Origin of the sequence: Novosphingobium percolationis, assembly GCF_020179425.1 — a bacterium.
Classification (GTDB): domain Bacteria; phylum Pseudomonadota; class Alphaproteobacteria; order Sphingomonadales; family Sphingomonadaceae; genus Novosphingobium; species Novosphingobium percolationis.
Map to the genome: position 1 here is coordinate 235805 of NZ_JAILYM010000006.1, position 20203 is coordinate 256007.

Below are 20203 nucleotides of genomic sequence, written 5' to 3' on the forward strand. Positions count from 1 at the left end.
GCCGCTTATCGCCGGGCGAGAATGCGTTGCTGGCGATCATATGGCAACCACGCAAAATTGCCGGGCAGGCCCAGCCGTTCGGCAGCCAGCCAGGCCGGCGACCTGGTATCGCGCCAGGCATCGGCCATGCGGCCTGCCGTCTTGAGTGCGGCGCGGTCGAAGGCGGTGAGGTCCCAATCGGGCCCCAGTTCCAGCCGTTCGCGCACCACCGGCGGCAGGATCGACACCGCGCCCCGCGCCAGCGCGCGATGCAGGAACTTCGGTGTTCCCGGCGCCGCCTTGCCGGATGCGATGATGTTCAGGAACTCGGTGTTGATCGGGTGCGGCTCGAAGTCGGGCAGCAACGCTTCCATCATGTCCATGAAGTCGGCTTCGGACGATGCCGAATGCGTCACGCCGTAGAGCGCGCCGACCGCTTCGCCTTCCTCGAAGAAGCGCGTCTGATCCTGCACCGACAGCGGGCGGACGAAATTATGGTAGGCCTTCATGAAGCCATAAGCGGCGGTTGCATGGACCCAGTTGAGCAGTTCGGGCTCCAGCGCCTTGTACGCGCGGCCCGAAGGAGTCGTTCCGCCCACTTTGGCGTGCATCCGCGTGACGCCCGCGATCACCTTGCGCGCCATCGAGGCGGGGCCATAGACGCCGACCATCGCGGCAAGCCCGGTGCGGCGCGAACGCCCGATGGGATCGACCGGATAGACCGAATGGTCCCACACGCCGCTGCGGATGCGCGCGTCGGCGAATTCCAGCAGCACCGCCGCCACGCCGCCCACGCCCATGGCGATCATGTTGCGGAACACCTTCCACTGCACCGAATCCGGCGGCACCAGCGAAGGTTCGCCAACCGGGGCGCGGTAGTCGATCGTCCATTCGCGCTTGGCTGCCGCTTTCGCGCGCTCCGACATTTCCGGATCGAGCGGCTTTTCATCAGGATCGTGCAATGCCATCGGGCGACCTCGTTGAACTTATCAGATGATATAGGGGTATCAGCTGATAGGTTCCCCTGCAAGCGCTTCGGGTCTATGGGGCGGTAATGATCGACCGCCTGCTATCCGTACCGACCGCTTCTCTGGACGGACCGACTTCTCCCGAAACCACGCGCGAGCGGATCCTGCGGGTGGGCATGGCCTGCTTCGCGCAGGAGGGCTTTGCCGGGGCGACGACGCGAATGATCGCCAGCGCCGCCGGTGTGACGCTTCCGGTCATTGCCTATCACTTCGGCAACAAGGACGGGCTGCATCTCGCATGCGCGGAGGAGATCGTGGAGCAGCACCGTCGGCGGTTGCTCCCCGTCGCGGCTGCTGCCCGTTGCGCTGCCGACGACGGCAGCCTCACCGCAGCGCAGGCGCGCGTCTGGCTGGAGAAGATCCTGGCGGCATTGGTCGCCGCGATCACCGCCGACGACGATCAGCGCCTGGCGACGGACTTCGTGCTGCGCGAATTGAGCGAGCAGGGGCCGGGCTATCACCTCCTTTACGAGGAACTGTGGAAGCCCGGCATGGAACTGGTTGCCGAACTGATCGCCGTCGCGCGGGAGCGCCCCGCCAAGGAAGAGGCCGACCGCGTCGGTGCGATGATGTTGCTGGCCTCGCTGTCCTCTTTGACGCGCGACGAGCCGGTGGCCAGCGCATTCCTGGGGGGCAGCGCCTCTGAAGAGCCACATCGCACGCTGATCGGGCAGACGGCGCTGCGCCTGCTCTCGGGGTTGCTGCTGGCCTGACACGCCTTGCACGCTCTCCACATGCTTGTTATCACGCCTGATAAACAAGTGTGTGGGGAATGACGATGGACCTGGACTGGACGGCCGAAGACCTTGCCTTCGCGGCCGAAGCGCGCGCCTTTTTCGAAAAGGAGCTGACGCCTGAACTGCGCGATGCGGGTCGCCTGATGACCAGCGTCTATGGCGATCACGAGCTGGGCATGGAATGGCAGGCCAAGCTCCATGCCAAGGGCTGGGCCGCGCCGCACTGGCAGGTCGAACACGGCGGGCAGGACTGGACCGATGCCCAGCACTACCTGTTCGAACGCGAACGCATCCTCGCCGGTGCGCCGCCGGTTTCGCCGATGGGCATCCACATGGTCGCTTATGTGATCCAGGCATTCGGCACCGACGAACAGAAGGCCTACTTCCTGCCGCGCATCCTCTCGGGCGAAGTGTTCTTCTGCCAGGGCTACAGCGAACCGCAGTCGGGTTCCGACCTTGCCTCGCTGCAGATGCGTGCCGATTCGGACGGGGACGACTTCATCCTCAACGGTTCGAAGATCTGGACCACCCACGCGCAGCAGGCGAACTGGATGTTCTGCCTCGTGCGTTCCACGCGTGGCCTGCGCCCGCAGCAGGGCATCACCTTCCTGCTCGTCGACATGACCTCGCCGGGCGTGGTCGTTCGCCCGCTGGTGATGACCTCGGGCGAGACGGTGCAGAACCAGATCTTCTTCACCGACGTCCGCGTGCCCAAGGCCAACGCGATCGGCGCGATCGACGATGGCTGGACGGTCGCCAAGTACCTGCTCGAATTCGAACGCGGCGCGCGCGGCTATTCCGCCGGGCTCAAGGTCCGCGCCGAGGCGCTGCGCGAGAATGCGCGCACCACGCCCACGCCCGACGGCATGCTGATCGACGACGAGGTCTTCGCCTCGCGTCTGGCCCGCCTGATGATGAAGCTCGACGTGCTCGAAGTGCTGGAGTTCAAGCTGTTGGCAGGCGCGCGCGACGATGGATCGGTGGGTGCGCTGTCGTCGATGATGAAGGTACTGGGCACCGAACTCGCCACCGAAATGACCGAGCTGACTTTCCGCGCGGCGGGCACCACGGGAACGGTCTATCAGCCGCACGTCACGCGGCCGGGCGGTCCCGTGCCGAACTACACCCCGCCAGCCGATGGCGGCAGCATCGGCGAAGTCTGGCAGGCGCTGGCGCCCTTGCGCTACTTCAACGAACGCGCCGGGCCGATCTATGCCGGTTCGAACGAGATCCAGCGCAACATCCTTGCCAAGCGCGTCCTCGGTCTCTGAGGCACGCAGACGGAAAAAAGGCCCCGGAACCGCGCTGGTTCCGGGGCCTTTTTTCGTGTCCCCTTCCACTGGCGGATGGGGAAGGGCTGCTCTTACGCCACCTTCAGCTTGCGATAGCGCCTGGTGTGCGCGTCGGCATCGCCGAACTGGTTTTCGATCGCGGTGGTGCGGCGGAAATAGTGACCGATGCGCAGTTCCTCGGTCAGGCCCATGCCGCCGTGCAGCTGAACCGCCTGCTGGCCGATGTAGCGCGCCGCATCGCCCACTTGCGCCTTGGCTGCCGAAACCGCCGCCGGATCGTCACCGCGCAGCGCCGCCAGGATCGCCGCCGCGGCGCTCTGTTCAAGCTGGATGCGCATGTCGACCATGCGGTGCTGCAGCACCTGGAACGAGGCGAGCGCCTGTCCGAACTGCTTGCGCTGCTTGGTGTAGTCGATCGTGTCGTCGAGCATCGTGCGCATCAGGCCGACGCCTTCCGAACAGACCGCCGCCGTGCCGGCATCGACCGCCGCCGCGATGGCCGCTGCCGCCGCATCGCCCACCGCCAGCAGCGTCGCGGGCGTGGCGTCGAGCAGCAGGTCGGCCGCCGGATGATCGTCGATCAGGCGGTAGTCGCGCATCGGCGCCGGACCTTCGAGGCGGAACACGCCGACGCCGTCGGGACTGGTTGCCGTCACCAGCACGCCATCGGCCTCTGCGGCCCAGCGCACCGCGCGCTTGGTGCCGGTCAGGCGCCATTCGGTGCCGTGCTGCACCGCCGTGGTGCGGATCGACAGCGCATCGCCGCGGCTCTGTTCCTCTTCCCAGGCCAGCACGATGACCTTGCCGTTTGCCAGGTCCGCGCCCAGTGCATCCTGGCCGCCCAGCTTTGCGAGCAGCGTGCCGACCGTCACCGGTGCCTCGACATACGGGGTGGGGGCAAGCGCCGCGCCGAGTGCTTCGGCCACCACCATGTGCGCCTGCGGGCCATGGCCGAAGCCGCCCCAGGCTTCGGGCAAGCCGGCGCCGGCAAGGCCCAGCGCGCCCTGCATCTCGTCCCAGAACGCCCGCTGTGCCGCGCCGCCGCGCATCTCGCGGCGACGGTCGAAGGGCAGGTATTGCTTCAGCCAGCCCGACACGCTGTCGGCCAGCATGCGCAGGTCGTCGTCGAGTTCGAGATTCACCGGCACTCTCCCAAGGTTCGTTTATCAGTCCTGATAACAAGCCTTTTCAGAGAAGCAAGCCACGCATCAAGGTTTCGACCGTCTGCTCGCGATAGCGCTCGTGCAGGTCGCGGTCGGCAAAGGGAATGCCGCCGAACACGGCGGACAGCGTGAAGCGGTTGGCATAGAGACCGTCCGCAGAGCCGATGGTGTTGAAATAGAACAGCTTGGGGTCGATCGGCCGGAATTCCCCCGCCTCCACGCCTTCGGCGATGATGCGCGCCTGCGCGTTGGCGATAGGCATCAGCAGTTCCTCGGCGATGTGCTTCACCCGCTGCGGATCGGCCTCGCGCACCATCACCTGGATCAGCCGGTTGAGGTAGGGGATCTGGTAATAGGTATCGACGATGCCGCGCAGGTGGATTCGCATCCGCTCGGTGGGCGTCACGTCCATGCGGAACAGCCGGTCGAGCTGGCGGATGCGGCGATAGACGTCCCGATCGAGCAGCGCGAGCATCAGCCCTTCCTTGCTGCCGAAGAAATAGCGGATCATCGCGTGGTTCACGCCCGCGCGCTGCGCGATGTCGACGATGCCGATTTCCACCGTGTCCAACTCGCGCATCAGCGCGCTGGTAGCGTCGAGCAGCGCCTCGCGGCTGTTTTCGCGCCCGGCGCGGGGAGGGGGCGGGACGGCGGCATCGCTGCGGCGGCTGTTGTTCATCGCACCGTTTGATCCCGCAAGCCCCACGTTGGCAAGCCCCAACCTGCCAAACCTTTGCCCGTGCCGGTTGGCAAAAATGCCACACTCCTGAAAATGTTCGTTATCATGATTGATAACTGCTTATCGCCTGATAAAAGGCGGCGCAAGAAGGGTTCAAGGGAGAGAGAAAATGTCCTTCACCAAGACGTACATGCTGGGCGTTCTGTTCGCAGGATCTGCGCTGACGAGTCCCGCCCTTGCGCAAGTGGCGGCTCAGGCCGATCAGGCTGGCGCAGGTTCGGCGCAGGAAATCATCGTCACCGCGCAGCGCCGCGAACAGTCGCTGAGCGAAGTTCCGGTTTCCATTCAGGCCTTTGGCAGTGAAGCGCTGAAGAACCTGCGCGTCACCTCGACCGAGGATCTGCCTTCGGTCGCGCCGTCGCTGAACATCTCGCGCGGGTATCAGGGCGTGCCGATCTACACGCTGCGCGGCGTGGGCTTCAACACGATCAACCTGTCGGCCACCTCCACCGTCGGCACATATCTGGACGAAGTGGCGCTGGCCTACCCGTTCATGAACTCGGGGCCTGTCTACGACCTCGAACGCGTCGAAGTGCTCAAGGGGCCGCAGGGCACGCTCTATGGCCGCAACACCACGGCGGGCCTCGTCAACTTCATCAGCGCCAAGCCCAAGGACACCGTTTCGGCCGGCCTGACCGTCGAAGGCGGCAACTTCAAGACCTTCAATTCCGAAGGCTTCGTCAACCTGCCGCTCGGCGAAACCACCGCGATCCGCGCCGCGTTCCGCACCGAAGACAGCTGGGATGGCTGGCAGAAGAGCGCGAGCCGCGACGAAACGCTGGGCGAAAACCACCGCTACGGCGGTCGCCTGACGCTGACCTCGCGCCCTGTCGATGGCCTCAAGGTCGAACTGGCAGCCAATGGCTGGATCAACAAGTCGGATTCGCTGGCCGGGCAGGCCGTGGGCTTCACTCCCAACACCGATCCCGCCAACGGCACGCTGTTCAGCGCCTTCAACGCCGCCGGCGTTCCCGAATTCATCGCAGCTAACAAGCACATGTGGGACCAGGACCATGCCGACTGGGCACCGCTGTCGCAGCGTGGCCCCGATATCGGTCGTGGCGCGGGCATTTCCGATCCGCTCAAGGAAAACGACTGGTTCGTGGGCCTGCGCGGCCTGATCGAATACGAAATCAACCCGAACATCAGCGTCATCTCGCTGACCGGCTTCAACAATGTCAAGCGTCGCGCGGCGTTCGACTGGTCGGGCGCACCCTATGAAATCCTGATCCAGAAAGCCGATGGGCAGGCCAAGTCGTTCAGCCAGGAACTGCGCCTGCAGGGCAAGACCGGCCCCGCCAACTGGACCGTGGGCGGCTACTACTCGCACGACAAGGTGATCGACACCAATCGCACCATGCTGGGGCAGAACGCGAACGTCGGCGCGGTGCGCGGGCTGATCTTCGGGCTTGATCTGCTGAACTCGCCGTTCAACTCGGACGGCTACACCGCCGCCGACGTAGCGACCGCGTTCCGCACCTATCGCGATACCGCCAACTTCGATGTCGAGACCAAGAGCCTGTTCGCCAGCGCCGACTGGCAGCTCGATCGCAGCCTGACGCTGACCACGGGCATCCGCTACACCCGCGATACGCAGGATTACGTGGGTTGCTCGCGCGACTTCAACGGCTCGATGCTGCCCAACGTCAACCTGTTCAACCGCGCGTTCTTCTATCAGGCGTACGGTGCGTTCACGACGCCGATCAAGGCGAACGAATGCAACACCTTCGATCCGGTCACGAAGACCTTCGGTGCGGTAAAGTCGAAGCTGGACGAGGACAACGTGGCATGGCGCGTCGCGCTGGGCTGGGAAGTGACGCCCGACGCGCACCTGTTCGCCTCGGTCACGCGCGGCTACAAGTCGGGCTCGACCCCGGTGAACGCGGCCAACATCTCGACCCAGAACGCCCCGGCGCGTCAGGAAAAGCTCACCTCGTATGAACTCGGCGCCAAGCTGGCGCTGGCCAACCGCGCGGTGAACCTGAACCTGACCGGGTTCTACTACGATTACGGCAACAAGCAGCTGGCCGTCTATTTCGCCGATCCGATCTACACCACGCTGCTGCGGCTGGACAACATTCCCAAGTCGCGGGCCTATGGCATCGATGGCGATGTCAGCGTGAATGTCGGCCAGCATCTGAATGTCATGCTGGCTGGCACCCTGCTCAAGACCGAAGTGCAGGGCTATGTTGGCATCGACGCGGGCGCCAACACCTTCAACTACGATGGTGCGGCCTTCCCGCTCAGCCCCAAGTTCTCGGGCGCGGCGACGGTAACGTGGGATTCGCCGATCACCGACAAGCTGGGCCTGCGGGCGATCGTCAATGGGCGCTACCAGTCCTCGGCCAAGAACACGCTCGAGGATGATCCGCAGCTCAACCTCAAGCCCTATGGCACGATCAACGCCAGCATCGGCATCCACGATGCCGACAACAAGTGGGAAGCCACGCTGTGGGCGCGCAACCTGACCAACCAATACTACTGGGTCTCGGCGGCCACGAACGCGAACCTCGCGGTCCGCTTCCCCGGTCACAGCCGCACCTGGGGCGTCACGCTGCGGACCTTGTTCAAGTAAGCTTCGCTTGTTCGATTGACTGACTGAAAAACGATATGGGAGACTTGGGAATGCAGCGCCGCGAGGTCGACGCCGTTGTTGTCGGAGCCGGTTTTGCCGGCATGTACATGAGCCATCTGCTGCGGCTGGAGGGCTACGATGTGCAGGGCATCGAGGCGGCGGCCGACGTCGGGGGGACGTGGTTCTGGAACCGCTACCCCGGCGCGCGCTGCGACATTCCCAGTCTCCTCTATCAATACAGCTGGAGCGAGGAGATCCGCACCTCGTGGAAGTGGAGCGAGAAATACGCCACCCAGCCCGAAATCTTGGCCTATGCCAACCACTGCGCGGACCTGCTGGACATCCGCCCGCTCTATCGCTTTGAAACGCGCGTCACCGCCGCGCATTGGGACGAGGCCGCCGACCGCTGGCTGGTCGATACCGACAAGGGCGAGGGCCTGTCCGCCCGTTTCCTGATCATGGCCACCGGCGCGCTGTCGGTGCCCAAGGAGCCCGATTTCCCCGGCCTCGACCGCTTCAAGGGGCCGCAACTCGTGACGGGGCGCTGGCCGCACGATCCGGTCGATTTCAAGGGCAAGCGCGTCGCCGTGGTCGGCACCGGCAGTTCCGCGATCCAGTCGCTGCCGCACATCGCGGCGGAGGCGTTGCAGGTCCATGTCTTCCAGCGCACGCCCAACTTCAGCCTGCCGGCGCTCAACGCGCCGATTTCGGATGAGGAACGCGCGGCGTTCGAAGCTGCGTGGCCGTTCTACAAGCAGGCGATCGACACTGGCGAGCCGGGCGTCGAACTGCTGCCCGAGGACTGGGATCCGAGCGACGAGGAACTGGCCGAACACGTCAAGATCCTGTGGAACGGCGGCGGTCTCGTCTCCACCGTGCAGATCCCGCGTCTGACCAAGGACGAGCGCATCAATGACGCCGCGTGCGATTTCGTGCGCTCGCAGATCCGCGAACTGGTCAACGATCCGGTGCTGGCCGAGAAGCTTTGCCCCACCAGCTTCCCGATCTCGACCAAGCGCGCCTGCGTCGATACCGATTACTACGTTACCTACAACCGCGATAACGTTACGCTGGTCGACCTCAACGAAGGGGCGATCGAGGAGGTGACGGCGCGCGGAATTCGCACCGCCGATGCGGAATACGACGTCGACATCATTGTGTGGGCGCTGGGCTTCGATGCGATGACCGGCGCGCTGACCCGCGTCGACATCCGGGGCGAGGGCGGCACCCCGCTCAGGCAAGCATGGTATGCCGGCCCGGCGATGTGGATGGGCATGATGGTGGCCGGGTTCCCCAACCTGTTCACGATCACCGGCCCCGGCAGTCCCTCGGTGCTGATGAACGTCATCCTGGCAGGCGAACACAATGTCGAATTTGCCAATGCCGTCATCGAAAGAATGCGCGCGCGCGGCGAAACCCGCGTCGCGGTCGATGCGGCAGCGCAGGAGGCGTGGGTCGATCACGTCCGTCGCGAGGCCGAGGGTACTCTCTTCCCGCGCGCCAATTCGTGGTACATGGGGGCCAACATCCCCGGCAAGCCGAGAGTCATGCTTCCCTACGTGGGCATGGACTACAAGCTCCGCTTGAACGCCGCCGTGGCGGCCGATTTCCCGGACTTGCGCTTCGAAGGCTGAACGTCAGGCGGGACGCATGACGCGCGATGGGCGAATCTGCCAGCGCTCATGCGTCCTGTTGGTCGGGCCGAACGGCGTCTGAATGCCCGAAAGCCGGAAAACACGGCATTTCGGACCAAATTTGGTTATGAAAATCTTGTGGCCGCGCAACCCTTTGGCAAGGTCGCTTCGAAGTGGAGGCGAATAGGCTTTCGCTTCCTGCACGATCGTTCAATCCTTGTCGCCGATCCCGGCTTGAAGCCTGTCCTGCTGGATCCGGCGCAGGCCTTGCGGGGATCGCAAGCTGCGGGCGCCCGGCCCGCAGCACGGAGCAAGCGCGACATGATGTTCAAGATCCGCACGCCCGATGGTCGCCTCATGCTCGGCACCCGCTTCCGGCGCGCCGCCCGGCGACCGGCCCTTCGCCACCCGGCCAACGACGCCGCGCTGGAGGAAGCGGCGGCGCTGCTGCGTCAGGCCCTTTCGCAACTGGATTCATCGGGCAGCTTCATCGCCGCCGCCTATGTCGATCAGGCGCTGTCGCTGTTGCGCCTGGACCGGCTTGTCGGAGAAGGCGGCTGACCGGGCGTCAGCCTGCCCGCAGCGTCACGCTCACCCGCCCGGCAAGGTTGACGGTGAACGCGCCCGCACCGGTGGCATCGGCCACGATCTCGGCCTCCTCTGCCCCGTCCAGCACATAGCGCCGTCCCGGTTCGAGCTGCGACACCGCGATCCGCCGCAGCCCGGCGCGCTCACCCTGCACGAACGTCGCTTCCAGATTCGTCCCGTCGCTCCAGGCCCGTGCCACCAGCACCGCCGGATATTCCAGCGTCTCGATCATCGGCCCGGCCAGCGCCGCCTTTGACGGACCTTCGGTGAAAGTACGGCGGAAGTCGCCGGTCTGCATCAGCAGGCCCATGATCGCGGTGGCGTTTGAGATGTTCGACCCCTTGGTGAAGCGCAGCCCCCCGCCCGAGCGATCGACGCCGCCATCGCGGAACAGTCCGGCCTTCGCCGCCGCCGCCAGCCGCGTATCGCCGAACTCGCGCGCAGAGACGAGGTAGGTGCCATAGGCGCCGACGTGGCCGGTGCCATACTTGCCCGCGTCGATCCCTTCGCCCGGCATCACCATGCGCGGTCCGCCGTCCTCCTCGACCACGATCGGCGCGATTTCCTCGCGCGCGATGGCCCATTGCTGGCGCGCCCGCACCGGCAGGAAGGCGTTCTCGAAAAAGGCATAGCCCGCCTCGCCCACGGGGAACGGCACTGGCATTCCCGTCCACTGCGAGCGCAGACCGACGATCGAACCCGAACTGTCGGTGAACTCGTCGTCGATTGCGCGCAGCCAGTCCTTCATGTGCCGGTCGACCAGCTTCGATCCGGTCAGCGCGTCGTGGGTGACAAGGCTGAGCATCCCGTAGTGGTTGCAGATCGGATAGAGCCAATTCGGCTCGCAGGCGAAGATCCCGAACTTCGATATCGCGTAGTTGTGATCGACCGAGGCGTTGAGGCTGCCGAAATCATGCTTCCACGCCGTGCGCCCGTTCAGGCGGAAGGTCAGGCTGCCCGGCTCCATGTAGCGGCGGTCGCCGGTCGCGAGCATGTAGCCGCCCACGTGCGCGCCGAACCAGCCGGTCAGCATGATGTTGTCCTTGCCCGCCGGGTCCCAGTCGGTGAAGTTGAAATGGCCCCAGCAGCTTTCCAGAACCCAGTAGTCCCAGACCTTCTTTTCCAGGTACTTTTCGATCAGGTTGCGCTGGGCAAGGCCCATGTAGCCCCGGAAATTGGGCAGGTAAGCGGTCTGCGCGATGGCCAGCGCAAAGCCCATGTGGTTGATCTGGTAACGCAGCGCAGCAGGTTGGAACTGATCGATCACGGTGAAGCCATCGAAGCTGCCGACCGGCTGCAAGGACCGGTCGAGCAGATAGCGCAGGCCCGCCAGTTGCTCGTCGTCCATCTCGCGAGCCGCAGGATCGGGCTCTGGCGCCGATTGCTGCGTCACTTCGGAAATGGCGCGGGGCAGGAAGCTTTCGCGCACTTTTGCCTTGTCCAGCCCCGCCGCATGCGCCTTGCGGTTGTTGCGCGCGAAGGCGAGGATGACGAGGCCTGCCGCGACCGGCGCGGCAATGGGCGCGCCCGCCCACGTCGTCTCGCCCGTCATGCTGCCGGCCAGCAAGGCGCTGCCCAGCCACACGATCGCAGGCGCGATCACCGCGCCCGCCCAGAACCACGCCACCAGCGAAGCGACGAACACCACCATTGTCAGCGCAAACAGCAGCATCGACCAGCCGCCCACGGCAAGGAACCCGCCGCCGGGCACGATCAGGCCAAGACCCGCCGCGCGCAGCGCCGGGCTTGATCCCATCAGCGTGGGCAGCAGGCCAAGCGCCACCATCGCCGCATAGATCGCCCACGTGCGCCGCTGGCGCGAAGCGGTGACGGGGCCGCGGATGCCGCGATGCGGCGAAAGGCCGGGTACGTCACTGGTAAGCGGGATCGTGGCCATCAGTTCCTCCAGCCGAGCGGCTTGCAGATGTTCTTGTGGATCAGGGCCACGATCAAGGGATCGGGGCCGGAAAGGTGCGGGGACGTGTCGGACGAGGCCACCGCCGGTCCCGCCAGCAGCGCCAGCAGCGCCGCTTCTGCCGCCAGCAGACGGCGCCAGATCGGTCGGTTGGCGGGGATCGGCATCGCGGGCGCCAGCTGGCCGGGGCGCCAGGTGACCGCCGCGTCCATGCGCATCGCGCCGCCAAGGCCCAGCCGCCGTGCCGCCGCACGGAACGGCGCGAGCAGGCGCATCAGCAGAAACACGGCGAAGGCGCAGCAGGCCATCGTTCTCTCCCGTTATTTCTGGTCAAGCTATCCTAGAAAAATGATCCTGTCCAGCAGGCTTGGAGGGGCGATGCTGCAGCCTGCGCCTGCAGCATTTTCCCATAGGCTTCATGGTCATGCGCCAATTCGGTTCGTCGCGCCGTCGGCCCGGTTCGCGGCGAACCGGCGCTCGCCCCGGATATGACCGCTCCTTGCGACGTAGCGCAGGCACCGGGTCGGTTGGACCGGTTGCAGCAGCCCGGCAGGGCGCTGCGGCAGGCGGCAGCATCCTCCGACCCATTGGACCGGGTGCCGTCCTTCCGTGACGGGTCGCAAAAGAGGAAGCCAACCAAATGGATACCATTACCAGGTTCGCCGTCGCCGCCGATGGTGAAGTGACGATGTACGTCAACCACGATGGGGCCTACGAACAGGACACCCTCGCGCTCAACCAGACGCTGTCGTTCGACGCCTCGACCAATACGGTGACGCTGACGACCACGAACGACACCTACATCGACATTCAGGCGTTCCAGCCGACCGCGGACGCCACCGACAACGCGCTGAACTACACGCTGACCGGTCACACCTACACCGATCTTGAAGGGCACCTGATCGACCAGCCCGTGCAAGGCGACCTGCCCGATGACGGCGTGGCCGAGGACCAGGACCACGATGGTTCGTGGGACGACGTGCTGATCGGCACGGCCGGGGATGACCGCATCAGCGCGGGCGGCGGCAACGACCACGTCTATGGCGGCCTTGGCGACGATCGCCTTCAGGGCAACGAAGGACACGACCACCTCGCTGGCGGTGCAGGCAATGACTGGCTCTACGGCGACGCGGGGAGCGATGTGCTTGATGGCGGCATCGGCGACGATCATCTCTACGGCGGCGCCGGCGACGATCTGCTGATCGGCGGCGCGGGCAACGATGCGCTGGCGGGCAACGGCGGCCATGACGTGCTGCTGGGCGGGGAAGGCAACGACCGCCTGTCGGGCAACGATGGCGATGACACGTTGGACGGTGGCCTGGGCAACGACAACCTGATCGGCGGCGATGGCGCCGATACGCTGTTCGGCCGCGATGGCAACGACCAGCTCAATGGCGGCCTGGGCAACGACACGATCTGGGGCGGCGCGGGCGCGGATACCGTTACCGCCGGTGCTGGTGACGATTCGGTCGATGGCGGCCTGGGCGACGACCGGATCAATGGCGGCGACGGCAACGATAACCTGAGCGGCGATGCGGGCAACGACACCATCTATGGCGATGCCGGCAACGACCACATCTGGGGTGGCCTCGGCAACGACCGCATCGTTGGCGGGGACGGCAACGACAGCGTGTCGGGTGGCCTTGGGGATGATCGCATTCTCGGCAACGATGGCAACGACAACCTGAGCGGTGACGAAGGCAACGACCAGATCTTCGGCGGGGCCGGCAACGACACCATCGCTGGCGGTCTTGGCAACGACACGATCAATGGCGGGCCGGGTCAGGACACGCTGACCGGGGGCCTTGGCGCGGACACCTTCGTATTCCACGTCAACGGCGACACGACCGCCACGGTCGATCTTTCCACTGCCACCACGATTGCCGATTTCAGCGTGCTGGAAGGCGACCGCATCCAGCTCTCCGACATGGACGCCAACGTCAACGTCGATGGAAACCAGGCCTTCAGCTTCATCGGCGACGGCGGCTTCAGCCACACCGCCGGGGAACTGCGCGCCGACGTGACCGACGGCAACACCTACCTCTATGGCGACCAGAACGGCGACGGCTCGGCCGATTTCGTGATCCGTCTGGATGGCGTGGTCGCGCTGCACACGGCTGACTTCGTCCTCTAATCGGCAGGACCGTGGCAGGAAGGGGCGCCGTCAGCAGCGGCGCCCCTTTTCGCACGTGCCGGTTTCGAAATGGGGAATGTCGGGGGGCTTCTGGTCCTCCCCGTTTTTGCGAAGCACAAATGGGGAGGGGGACCGCGCGCGAAGTGCGTGGTGGAGGGGAGTTACCCCTCCGTCACCTCATCACGCAGCCGCCGCGCCTGCGTCGCCCGTCTCCGTGATCACCCGCTCGTGCGCGGCGCGTACGTCGCCTGCGGCGATCTGGACTTCCAGACGCTCGTTGTCGCGCTTGCGGTAGAAGGCCTCGGCCTTGTTGATCGCTTCCTGGCTCAGGCCAAAGTTGTCGAGCGCGGCGCGGGCCATGACCACGGCGGATTCCAGCACCTCGCGCACCACCAGTGTCGTTGGCGCATCGCGCAGTCGCACCATGGCGCGGCGGTCGAAGGCGCGGACATAGATCGCCGCGTTGGGAAACGCTTCGTGCGCGGCTTCGATCAGGTCGGCGGAAAGCTGGTCGCCATCCAGGCAGAACAGGATCATTTCCGCTTCCGCCGCGCCCGCCTGCCGCAGCATGTCGATGCGCGTGCCATCGCCGAAATAGACCTTCGCGCCGAATTTCCCGGCCACGTCGATCATTTCCACGTCGGTGTCGATCAGCGTCACGTCGATGCCGCTGGCCAGCATCATCTGCCCCACCGTCTGTCCGAACCGGCCATAGCCGACGATCAGCGCGCCCACGCGCTCGCCGCCGGGGCCTTCGCGTTCCTCGTCCGCATCGGCAGGCGCCTCGCGGAAGCGGCGCGTGGCCATCATCAGGAACGGCGTGGTCGCCATCGACAGCGTGACGACCGCGCCGAACACGCTCGCCGCCTCGGGCGCGATCAGCAGCGCATGCTGCGCCTGTGCGAACAGCACGAAGCCGAATTCGCCGCCCTGGCTCAGCAACAGGCCGAGCGCGAGGGCAGGGCGCCAGCCCATGCCGAACAGGCGGGCAAGGCCGAACATGACGGCGGCCTTCACCGCGATCAGCGCCGCCGCCATCGACAGCACGAACACCGGATTGCGCGCGATCGCGCCCAGATCGAGCATCATGCCAACGGCGAGGAAGAACAGTCCCAGCAGGATCGAACGGAACGGCTCGACATCGGCTTCCAATTCGTGGCGATAGGGGCTGTCGGCCAGCATCACGCCCGCGATGAACGCGCCCAACGCGGTGGACAGGCCCAGCAACTCCATCACCGCCGCGCTCGCCATCACCGTGAACAGCGCGGCGACCACGAACATCTCGCGCTCGCCCAGGTTGCCGATCAGGCGGAACAGCGGGCGGATCAGGAAGCGCCCGGCCAGCACCAGTCCCACGATCGCGGCCAGCGTCTCCAGCCCCAGCAGCCAGCCCGGAGGACCGCCGGCGTCCGCCGGATTGCGGCTGAGCGCGGTGATGATGGTGATGAGCGGGATGATCGACAGGTCCTGAAACAGCAGGATCGAAAACGCCCGCTCGCCAAAGCGCGTGCGCAAGCGACCCGACGATTGCAGCATGGGCAGCACCTGCGCGGTCGAGGACAGCGCCAGCGGCAGGCCCAGCGCCAGCGCGGCGGCGGCGGAAAAATCGGTGAAGGCGAAGATCACGCCCGCCACGGCGAGGCCGCACAGCGTCACCTGCAACAGCCCGAGGCCGAGGATGTCCTTCTTCATCCGCCACAGCCGCGCCGGGTCCAGTTCCAGCCCGACGAGGAACAGCAGCAGCGTGATGCCAAGCTCGGCAAAGCCCAGCTTCTGTTCGGCCTGCCCGACCAGCCCCAGCGCTTGCGGGCCGACCACCGCGCCTGCCAGCAGGTAGCCCAGCGTGGCGCCCAGTCCCAGCCTGCGGAACAGCAGCACGAACGCCAGTGCAAAGCCCAACAGCAGGAAGCCGTCGTGAAGGATGGAGCCTGCTTCGTTCAAACTGTATCGCCTTTCTCGTGGACGCGCGACGATATGCCCGCAGGCCCTCCCGTCAAGGCTGCGTCCAAATCATGTCAAGCGATAGGAATATGTTGACACGGGTGTCGGCCATGGCAGTCTCGCAGCATCAACCAGGAGGATGCCCATGTCGATTTCCGGCACTTACGAATGCGTGACCAAGAGCCCGATGGGCGAGCAGAAGTCGAACCTCACCATCGTGGCTGATGGCGACAGCTTCACCGGCACCAACGCGGGTCCGATGGGTTCGGTCGATATCGCCGATGGCAAGATCGACGGCAATACGCTCACCTGGTCGATGAAGCTGACTTCGCCGATGCCGATGACGCTGGAAGGCAAGGCCACGGTCGATGGCGACAGCTTCGCCGGCGAAGTGAAGGCGGGGCCCTTCGGCACGTTCCCGATGACCGGCAAGAAGGTCGGCTAAACGGCTTTGGAGGCGCTCCACGCCACGTGGAGCGCCTTTTTTCAGTGCGAGACGAACTTCGTCTTCACCCGCTTGATCGTGCCCGAGAACGACAGCACGTTCACGCCATCGCTGGTGATCATCCCGCGCACGAAGATCAGGCCGCCACCCTTGCGCACGATCTCGCCCCGCGCCAGCAGCGGGGTTCCGGCAGGCGCGCCGCTGACGAATTCGGAATTGAGCGTCACCGTCACGCCATGGACCACGTCGCCGTCCTCGGCCGCGATCATGAACAGCGCGAAGTCCGCGAAGGTCATCAGGCAGCCGCCGTGGACCATGCCATGGCCGTTGAGGTGCTTGGGCCCGGGCAGAAAGCCGCCCTCGATCCGTCCGGCCTCGTCGCGGCGCACGTGGAACGGACCGGCCAGCGCCTCGAACGGGTCTTCCGGATACCACATCCACCACCCCGCGAAGGGGCCTTCTGCAGCCTGGCGGAGATAGCCGCCATTGAACGGCGGGATCGGGTCTTGCGTGCTCATGGCGCCATCGGTTGCGCGCGGGGCGCCCTTGCGTCAATCGCAAAAAAGTCCCCCCGGCAGCACGCAGATGCCGGGGGGACAGTCGCGTCAAGCTTGTCGTAGCGTCAGGCCGAAATCGCTCAGAAGGCGGCGGTCAGCGAAAAGATCACCGCGGCGCCCGCGATCGTGCCCACCCCGTCCTGCCCGCGCGAAAAGCTGGGCTGGAGATAGGCGGCCTTCTTGGCGGTGATGTCGGTATCGACATAGGCGACGCCCGCCGTCAGCGGCGTGCCGGGGATCGCGTAGTCCGCCCCGACCAGCCAGTCCCAGTATTCGCCGGTCGGCGCCACCGAGGTCGCGAACGGGCCCAGGCCCTTGTTGCCCTTGGAATAACCGATGTGCCCCTTCAGCGTGAGGCCGGTGTTCGGCACGCCGACCGCGGCATCGCCCCACAGGTAGAGGTTGTCGTTCTTGTCGCCCTCGTCGGTGTAGACGCCGGCCGCCGCATCGGCGCCCGTGGCATACCACGCGCCGAGCGCTTCCTGCTGCGGCGCATAGGCGACGCCCGCCGTCAGCGCGACCGGCCCGGCCGTGCCCGACAGCTTGACATAGGGTTCGACAAAGTCGGTGTTGTCGAAACCACCGGGATACATGTACCAGGTCGCGCCGAAGTCGATCGTCGCGTTCCCGACCGTGGTCTTGTAGCCCGCGATCAGGTCCAGCTCCATGTTCGAGCCGCCGAACGTGCCCCAACCGGCCAGGTTCGATCCCCATGTGCCGACATAGACGCCGCTCTCGTGCGCCACGGTGATCCCGCCCTGTACGGCAAGGTTGCGGTCGGACTGCGAGATGCCGCGAAAGCGGTATTCGGACACCAGGCCGACGCTGCCCGAAACGGTGACCGGCTTGGTTTCTTCCTCGGCCATGGCGGGCGCGGCAAAGCTCGCGGCGAACAGTGCGGCGGCAGCTGCGGAAGCGGTGCGGAATTTCATTGTGGAACGTCCTCCCTGACGTGGGTTCACGTTCCGCCTGCGGCCTTCTCGCGCTCTCTCTGACCGGATCGCGTCGCAGAAGACGCCTGATGATTACGCCGCGACCTTTGCGCAGCCTTTGCCCCGGCGTGACGAAATATTGCCACCTTCGCAATTGCAAAAAAATGGCCGGACAGCGCGACGAGGGGGTCGCCGCGTGTCCGGCCAGCAAGGGATTGCCGGAGAGGGGGCCTTCGCCTCCGGCAGTCTTCAGGCCGCTATTGCGTCAGCGGCCTGAGGATCGGTTCGGGGCCGGTGACATGCACCGCCGTGCCGCGCTGGCGACGGCGCGAAAGCCATTCGCCCAGCGTTTCGGCGGTGGTGTGGTCCATCACCCTGACCCCACCAAGGTCGAGGTGCACGCCCTTGTCGGCGGGCACGCTTTCCAGCACGGCGTTGATCCGGGTCAGACCCAGGAACGTCGCCGCGCCTTCCAGTTCGACCTTGTGGGTATCCATCATCGGTCGTTCAGCGACCTTGAGCCTGAGGTTGCGCGCGTGCGGCAGCAGCTCCAGCAGCGACAGCGCAAGTCCGACCAGCACGCCGGTCAGCAGGTCGGTCGCCACCACCAGCACGAACGTCGCCGCCCAGATCACGGTCGGGATCGCGCCATGCGTCTTCAGCAGGTGGCGCGGATGCTTGAGGCTGACGAGCTTCCAGCCCGTGACCACCAGCACGCCGCCCAGCGCCGCCATCGGCACCTCGCGGAGCAGCCAGGGCAGCAGCGCGACAAAGCCGAGGATCCACGCGCCGTGAAGCACCGTCGAAAGGCGCGTCCGCGCGCCCGCCTGCACATTGGCCGAAGACCGCACGATCACGCCCGTCATCGGCAGCGCGCCGAACACGCCGCACAGGAAGTTGCCCAGCCCTTGCGCGCGCAATTCCTTGTTGTAGTCGGTGCGCGGGCCGTCGTGCATCCGGTCCACCGCCGCTGCCGACAGCAGGGTTTCGGCGCTGGCGATGAAGGCGATCGCGATGGCCGAGGCGATCAGCGAGGGGCTGGCGAGCAGGCCCAGCACGCCGCTGTCGGGCAGGGCGAAGGCCGCCGCGATCGAATCCGGCACCGCGATGCGCGCCACACCCAGCGATCCGGCCCAGGCCACGATCGTCGCGGCCATCACGCCCAGCAGCGCGCCGGGCACCAGCGCCAGCTTTGCGGGCTTCAACTTGTCCCACGCCAGCATCACCGCGATGGTCAGCAGGCCCAGCATCAGCGCCAGTTCGGTCGCCCGGATGTCGCTAGACAGGCCCAGCACGCGCCCCGGCATGGCGGCCAGGTTGGCGATCCCGCTGGACAGCGGCTTGGCATCGAACAGGATGTGGAACTGGCCGACCACGATCAGCGCGCCGATGCCCGCCAGCATCCCGTGGACGACAGCGGGGGAAATCGCGCGGAACATGCCGCCCAGCTTGGCCACGCCCGCCACGAACTGGATCGCGCCAGCGATCAGCAGCACCGGGCCGAGCGCCGAAAGGCCGTTGTCGCGCACGAATTCGAACACGATCACGGCAAGGCCCGCCGCCGGTCCGCTGACCTGCAGGGGGGAGCCTGCCAGCAGACCGACGACAAGCCCGCCGATGATCCCCGTCACCAGCCCCTTTTCCGGCGGCACGCCCGAAGCGATGGCGATGCCCATGCACAGCGGCATGGCGACGAGGAACACCACGATCGACGCGGTGAAATCGCGCGCGAAGAAGGCGAAGGGACCGCGCCCCTCGTCTTGCGCAGCAAGCGGGGCGGTGGTCATTCCGCCGCCTCGGCCAGCGCCGGTTCACCCGCGAAGCGCGGCGCGGCGGTCAGCGCCACGGGCAGCGGACGATCCTCGCGCATCACCACGAACTGGCCGCTGTCGCCATCGAGGCCCAGCACCTGCCCGGCGGTGATGTCCACGAACCAGCCGTGCAGCGCCATCTCGCCCCGCGCGATCGCGGCCGCGACCGAGGGATGGGTGCGCAAGTGGGCGATCTGCGCCTTGATGTTTTCCAGGCTCACCGCGCGCACGCGCTCGCCGCCGTCGAGGTGCGGCGAACAGCTGGAAACGACGTGTTCCGCCGCCGCGCCATGGCGCAGCCAGGCGACCACGTTGGGCATTCCCTCGGGGACTTCGGGCGCGGCCAGCGCCTTCATCGCGCCGCAGTCGGAGTGGCCGCAGACGATGATGTCGCGCACGCCCAGCGCCACGACCGCGTATTCGACGGTCGAGGAGACGCCGCCGTTCATGGTGGCATAGGACGGCACCATGTTGCCCGCGTTGCGGCACACGAACAGCTCGCCGGGTTCTGCCTGCATGATCTGTTCGGGCACGATGCGCGAATCGGCGCAGGAGATCATCAGCGCCTTGGGGCTCTGGCCCTCGGTGGAAAGCTTGCCGAACAGCTCGCGGCTGTCGGGAAATACGGTCTTCTCGAAGCTGAAGACCCGGCCGATCAATTCGTTCATGTTCGCGTCTCCTGGACCTTTTGGATCAGGCGACCGCAGCAGATGTGCTGCGACAGCGAAGATGA

General features: G+C 66.1%; 18 protein-coding genes. 7 read left to right on the forward strand and 11 right to left on the reverse strand.

Annotation, left to right across the window (positions count from 1 at the left end; translation table 11 throughout):
- Positions 1-5 precede the first annotated feature (5 nt).
- On the reverse strand, positions 6-947 hold the full coding sequence (locus K3A84_RS16115) for an oxygenase MpaB family protein (RefSeq protein ID WP_225010376.1): 942 nt from the start codon (positions 945-947) through the stop codon (positions 6-8).
- 86 nt (positions 948-1033) lie between these two features.
- On the opposite strand from K3A84_RS16115, the gene K3A84_RS16120 reads away from it, so the two are divergent.
- Complete coding sequence (locus tag K3A84_RS16120; protein ID WP_225010377.1) at positions 1034-1720, forward strand: TetR/AcrR family transcriptional regulator; 687 nt, start codon at positions 1034-1036, stop codon at positions 1718-1720.
- Between the two features lie 59 nt (positions 1721-1779).
- Positions 1780-3015, forward strand: a complete 1236-nt coding sequence (locus K3A84_RS16125) for an acyl-CoA dehydrogenase family protein (protein ID WP_225010378.1) — start codon at positions 1780-1782, stop codon at positions 3013-3015.
- Between the two features lie 92 nt (positions 3016-3107).
- Here K3A84_RS16125 and K3A84_RS16130 read toward each other — a convergent pair whose 3' ends face one another.
- On the reverse strand, positions 3108-4178 hold the full coding sequence (locus K3A84_RS16130) for an acyl-CoA dehydrogenase family protein (RefSeq protein ID WP_225010379.1): 1071 nt from the start codon (positions 4176-4178) through the stop codon (positions 3108-3110).
- Between the two features lie 46 nt (positions 4179-4224).
- Entirely contained in the window at positions 4225-4878 is a 654-nt protein-coding gene (locus K3A84_RS16135) for a TetR family transcriptional regulator (protein ID WP_225010380.1), read from the reverse strand.
- 169 nt (positions 4879-5047) lie between these two features.
- On the opposite strand from K3A84_RS16135, the gene K3A84_RS16140 reads away from it, so the two are divergent.
- Positions 5048-7513, forward strand: coding sequence for a TonB-dependent receptor (locus K3A84_RS16140; protein WP_225010381.1), 2466 nt, complete (start codon positions 5048-5050; stop codon positions 7511-7513).
- 50 nt (positions 7514-7563) lie between these two features.
- Entirely contained in the window at positions 7564-9147 is a 1584-nt protein-coding gene (locus K3A84_RS16145) for a flavin-containing monooxygenase (protein ID WP_225010382.1), read from the forward strand.
- A 3-nt stretch (positions 9148-9150) separates the two neighbouring features.
- Here K3A84_RS16145 and K3A84_RS16150 read toward each other — a convergent pair whose 3' ends face one another.
- Entirely contained in the window at positions 9151-9351 is a 201-nt protein-coding gene (locus K3A84_RS16150) for a hypothetical protein (protein ID WP_225010383.1), read from the reverse strand.
- Positions 9352-9468: 117 nt separating this feature from the next.
- Here K3A84_RS16150 and K3A84_RS16155 point away from each other — a divergent pair, with 117 nt between their 5' ends.
- A complete protein-coding gene (locus K3A84_RS16155; RefSeq protein WP_225010384.1) occupies positions 9469-9708 on the forward strand; it encodes a hypothetical protein in 240 nt (79 codons plus the stop codon).
- Between the two features lie 7 nt (positions 9709-9715).
- On the opposite strand, the gene K3A84_RS16160 is transcribed toward K3A84_RS16155, so the two are convergent.
- Both K3A84_RS16160 and K3A84_RS16165 read right to left on the reverse strand, forming a co-directional pair.
- Positions 9716-11632, reverse strand: a complete 1917-nt coding sequence (locus K3A84_RS16160) for a linalool dehydratase/isomerase domain-containing protein (protein ID WP_225010385.1) — start codon at positions 11630-11632, stop codon at positions 9716-9718.
- Positions 11632-11958 (reverse strand): hypothetical protein, encoded by a 327-nt coding sequence (locus K3A84_RS16165; protein ID WP_225010386.1) that lies wholly within the window; start codon positions 11956-11958, stop codon positions 11632-11634. Before K3A84_RS16165 ends, K3A84_RS16160 begins: the two co-directional genes overlap by 1 nt.
- Before the next feature lie 332 nt (positions 11959-12290).
- On the opposite strand from K3A84_RS16165, the gene K3A84_RS16170 reads away from it, so the two are divergent.
- The gene (locus tag K3A84_RS16170; RefSeq protein WP_225010387.1) at positions 12291-13784 is read left to right on the forward strand and encodes a calcium-binding protein; all 1494 of its coding nucleotides are present in this window, start codon (positions 12291-12293) and stop codon (positions 13782-13784) included.
- A 180-nt stretch (positions 13785-13964) separates the two neighbouring features.
- Here the strand turns inward: K3A84_RS16170 and K3A84_RS16175 are convergent, their stop codons facing one another.
- Positions 13965-15725, reverse strand: a complete 1761-nt coding sequence (locus K3A84_RS16175; RefSeq protein WP_225010388.1) for a cation:proton antiporter domain-containing protein — start codon at positions 15723-15725, stop codon at positions 13965-13967.
- A 145-nt stretch (positions 15726-15870) separates the two neighbouring features.
- Between K3A84_RS16175 and K3A84_RS16180 the strand changes: the two genes are divergently transcribed.
- Positions 15871-16170, forward strand: coding sequence for a hypothetical protein (locus K3A84_RS16180; RefSeq protein ID WP_225010389.1), 300 nt, complete (start codon positions 15871-15873; stop codon positions 16168-16170).
- Positions 16171-16211: 41 nt separating this feature from the next.
- Here K3A84_RS16180 and K3A84_RS16185 read toward each other — a convergent pair whose 3' ends face one another.
- From K3A84_RS16185 to K3A84_RS16200, 4 genes are all read right to left on the reverse strand, one after another.
- Positions 16212-16688: a PaaI family thioesterase gene (locus K3A84_RS16185; protein ID WP_225010390.1), complete on the reverse strand. Its 477-nt coding sequence runs from the start codon at positions 16686-16688 to the stop codon at positions 16212-16214.
- 119 nt (positions 16689-16807) lie between these two features.
- Positions 16808-17659 (reverse strand): TorF family putative porin, encoded by an 852-nt coding sequence (locus tag K3A84_RS16190; protein WP_225010391.1) that lies wholly within the window; start codon positions 17657-17659, stop codon positions 16808-16810.
- Between the two features lie 257 nt (positions 17660-17916).
- Positions 17917-19446: a SulP family inorganic anion transporter gene (locus tag K3A84_RS16195; RefSeq protein WP_225010392.1), complete on the reverse strand. Its 1530-nt coding sequence runs from the start codon at positions 19444-19446 to the stop codon at positions 17917-17919.
- Positions 19443-20138, reverse strand: coding sequence for a carbonic anhydrase (locus tag K3A84_RS16200; protein WP_225010393.1), 696 nt, complete (start codon positions 20136-20138; stop codon positions 19443-19445). Before K3A84_RS16200 ends, K3A84_RS16195 begins: the two co-directional genes overlap by 4 nt.
- Positions 20139-20203 lie beyond the last annotated feature (65 nt).

Excerpts from the sequence above, each read along its gene's own strand:
- K3A84_RS16115 (WP_225010376.1), bottom strand. The coding sequence starts at position 947 with ATGGCATTGCACGATCCTGATGAAAAGCCGCTCGATCCGGAAATGTCG.
- K3A84_RS16120 (WP_225010377.1), top strand. The coding sequence starts at position 1,034 with ATGATCGACCGCCTGCTATCCGTACCGACCGCTTCTCTGGACGGACCG.
- K3A84_RS16125 (WP_225010378.1), top strand. The coding sequence starts at position 1,780 with ATGACGATGGACCTGGACTGGACGGCCGAAGACCTTGCCTTCGCGGCC.
- K3A84_RS16135 (WP_225010380.1), bottom strand. The coding sequence starts at position 4,878 with ATGAACAACAGCCGCCGCAGCGATGCCGCCGTCCCGCCCCCTCCCCGC.
- K3A84_RS16140 (WP_225010381.1), top strand. The coding sequence starts at position 5,048 with ATGTCCTTCACCAAGACGTACATGCTGGGCGTTCTGTTCGCAGGATCT.
- K3A84_RS16145 (WP_225010382.1), top strand. The coding sequence starts at position 7,564 with ATGCAGCGCCGCGAGGTCGACGCCGTTGTTGTCGGAGCCGGTTTTGCC.
- K3A84_RS16155 (WP_225010384.1), top strand. The coding sequence starts at position 9,469 with ATGATGTTCAAGATCCGCACGCCCGATGGTCGCCTCATGCTCGGCACC.
- K3A84_RS16160 (WP_225010385.1), bottom strand. The coding sequence starts at position 11,632 with ATGGCCACGATCCCGCTTACCAGTGACGTACCCGGCCTTTCGCCGCAT.
- K3A84_RS16165 (WP_225010386.1), bottom strand. The coding sequence starts at position 11,958 with ATGGCCTGCTGCGCCTTCGCCGTGTTTCTGCTGATGCGCCTGCTCGCG.
- K3A84_RS16170 (WP_225010387.1), top strand. The coding sequence starts at position 12,291 with ATGGATACCATTACCAGGTTCGCCGTCGCCGCCGATGGTGAAGTGACG.
- K3A84_RS16180 (WP_225010389.1), top strand. The coding sequence starts at position 15,871 with ATGTCGATTTCCGGCACTTACGAATGCGTGACCAAGAGCCCGATGGGC.
- K3A84_RS16185 (WP_225010390.1), bottom strand. The coding sequence starts at position 16,688 with ATGAGCACGCAAGACCCGATCCCGCCGTTCAATGGCGGCTATCTCCGC.
- K3A84_RS16190 (WP_225010391.1), bottom strand. The coding sequence starts at position 17,659 with ATGAAATTCCGCACCGCTTCCGCAGCTGCCGCCGCACTGTTCGCCGCG.
- K3A84_RS16195 (WP_225010392.1), bottom strand. The coding sequence starts at position 19,446 with ATGACCACCGCCCCGCTTGCTGCGCAAGACGAGGGGCGCGGTCCCTTC.
- K3A84_RS16200 (WP_225010393.1), bottom strand. The coding sequence starts at position 20,138 with ATGAACGAATTGATCGGCCGGGTCTTCAGCTTCGAGAAGACCGTATTT.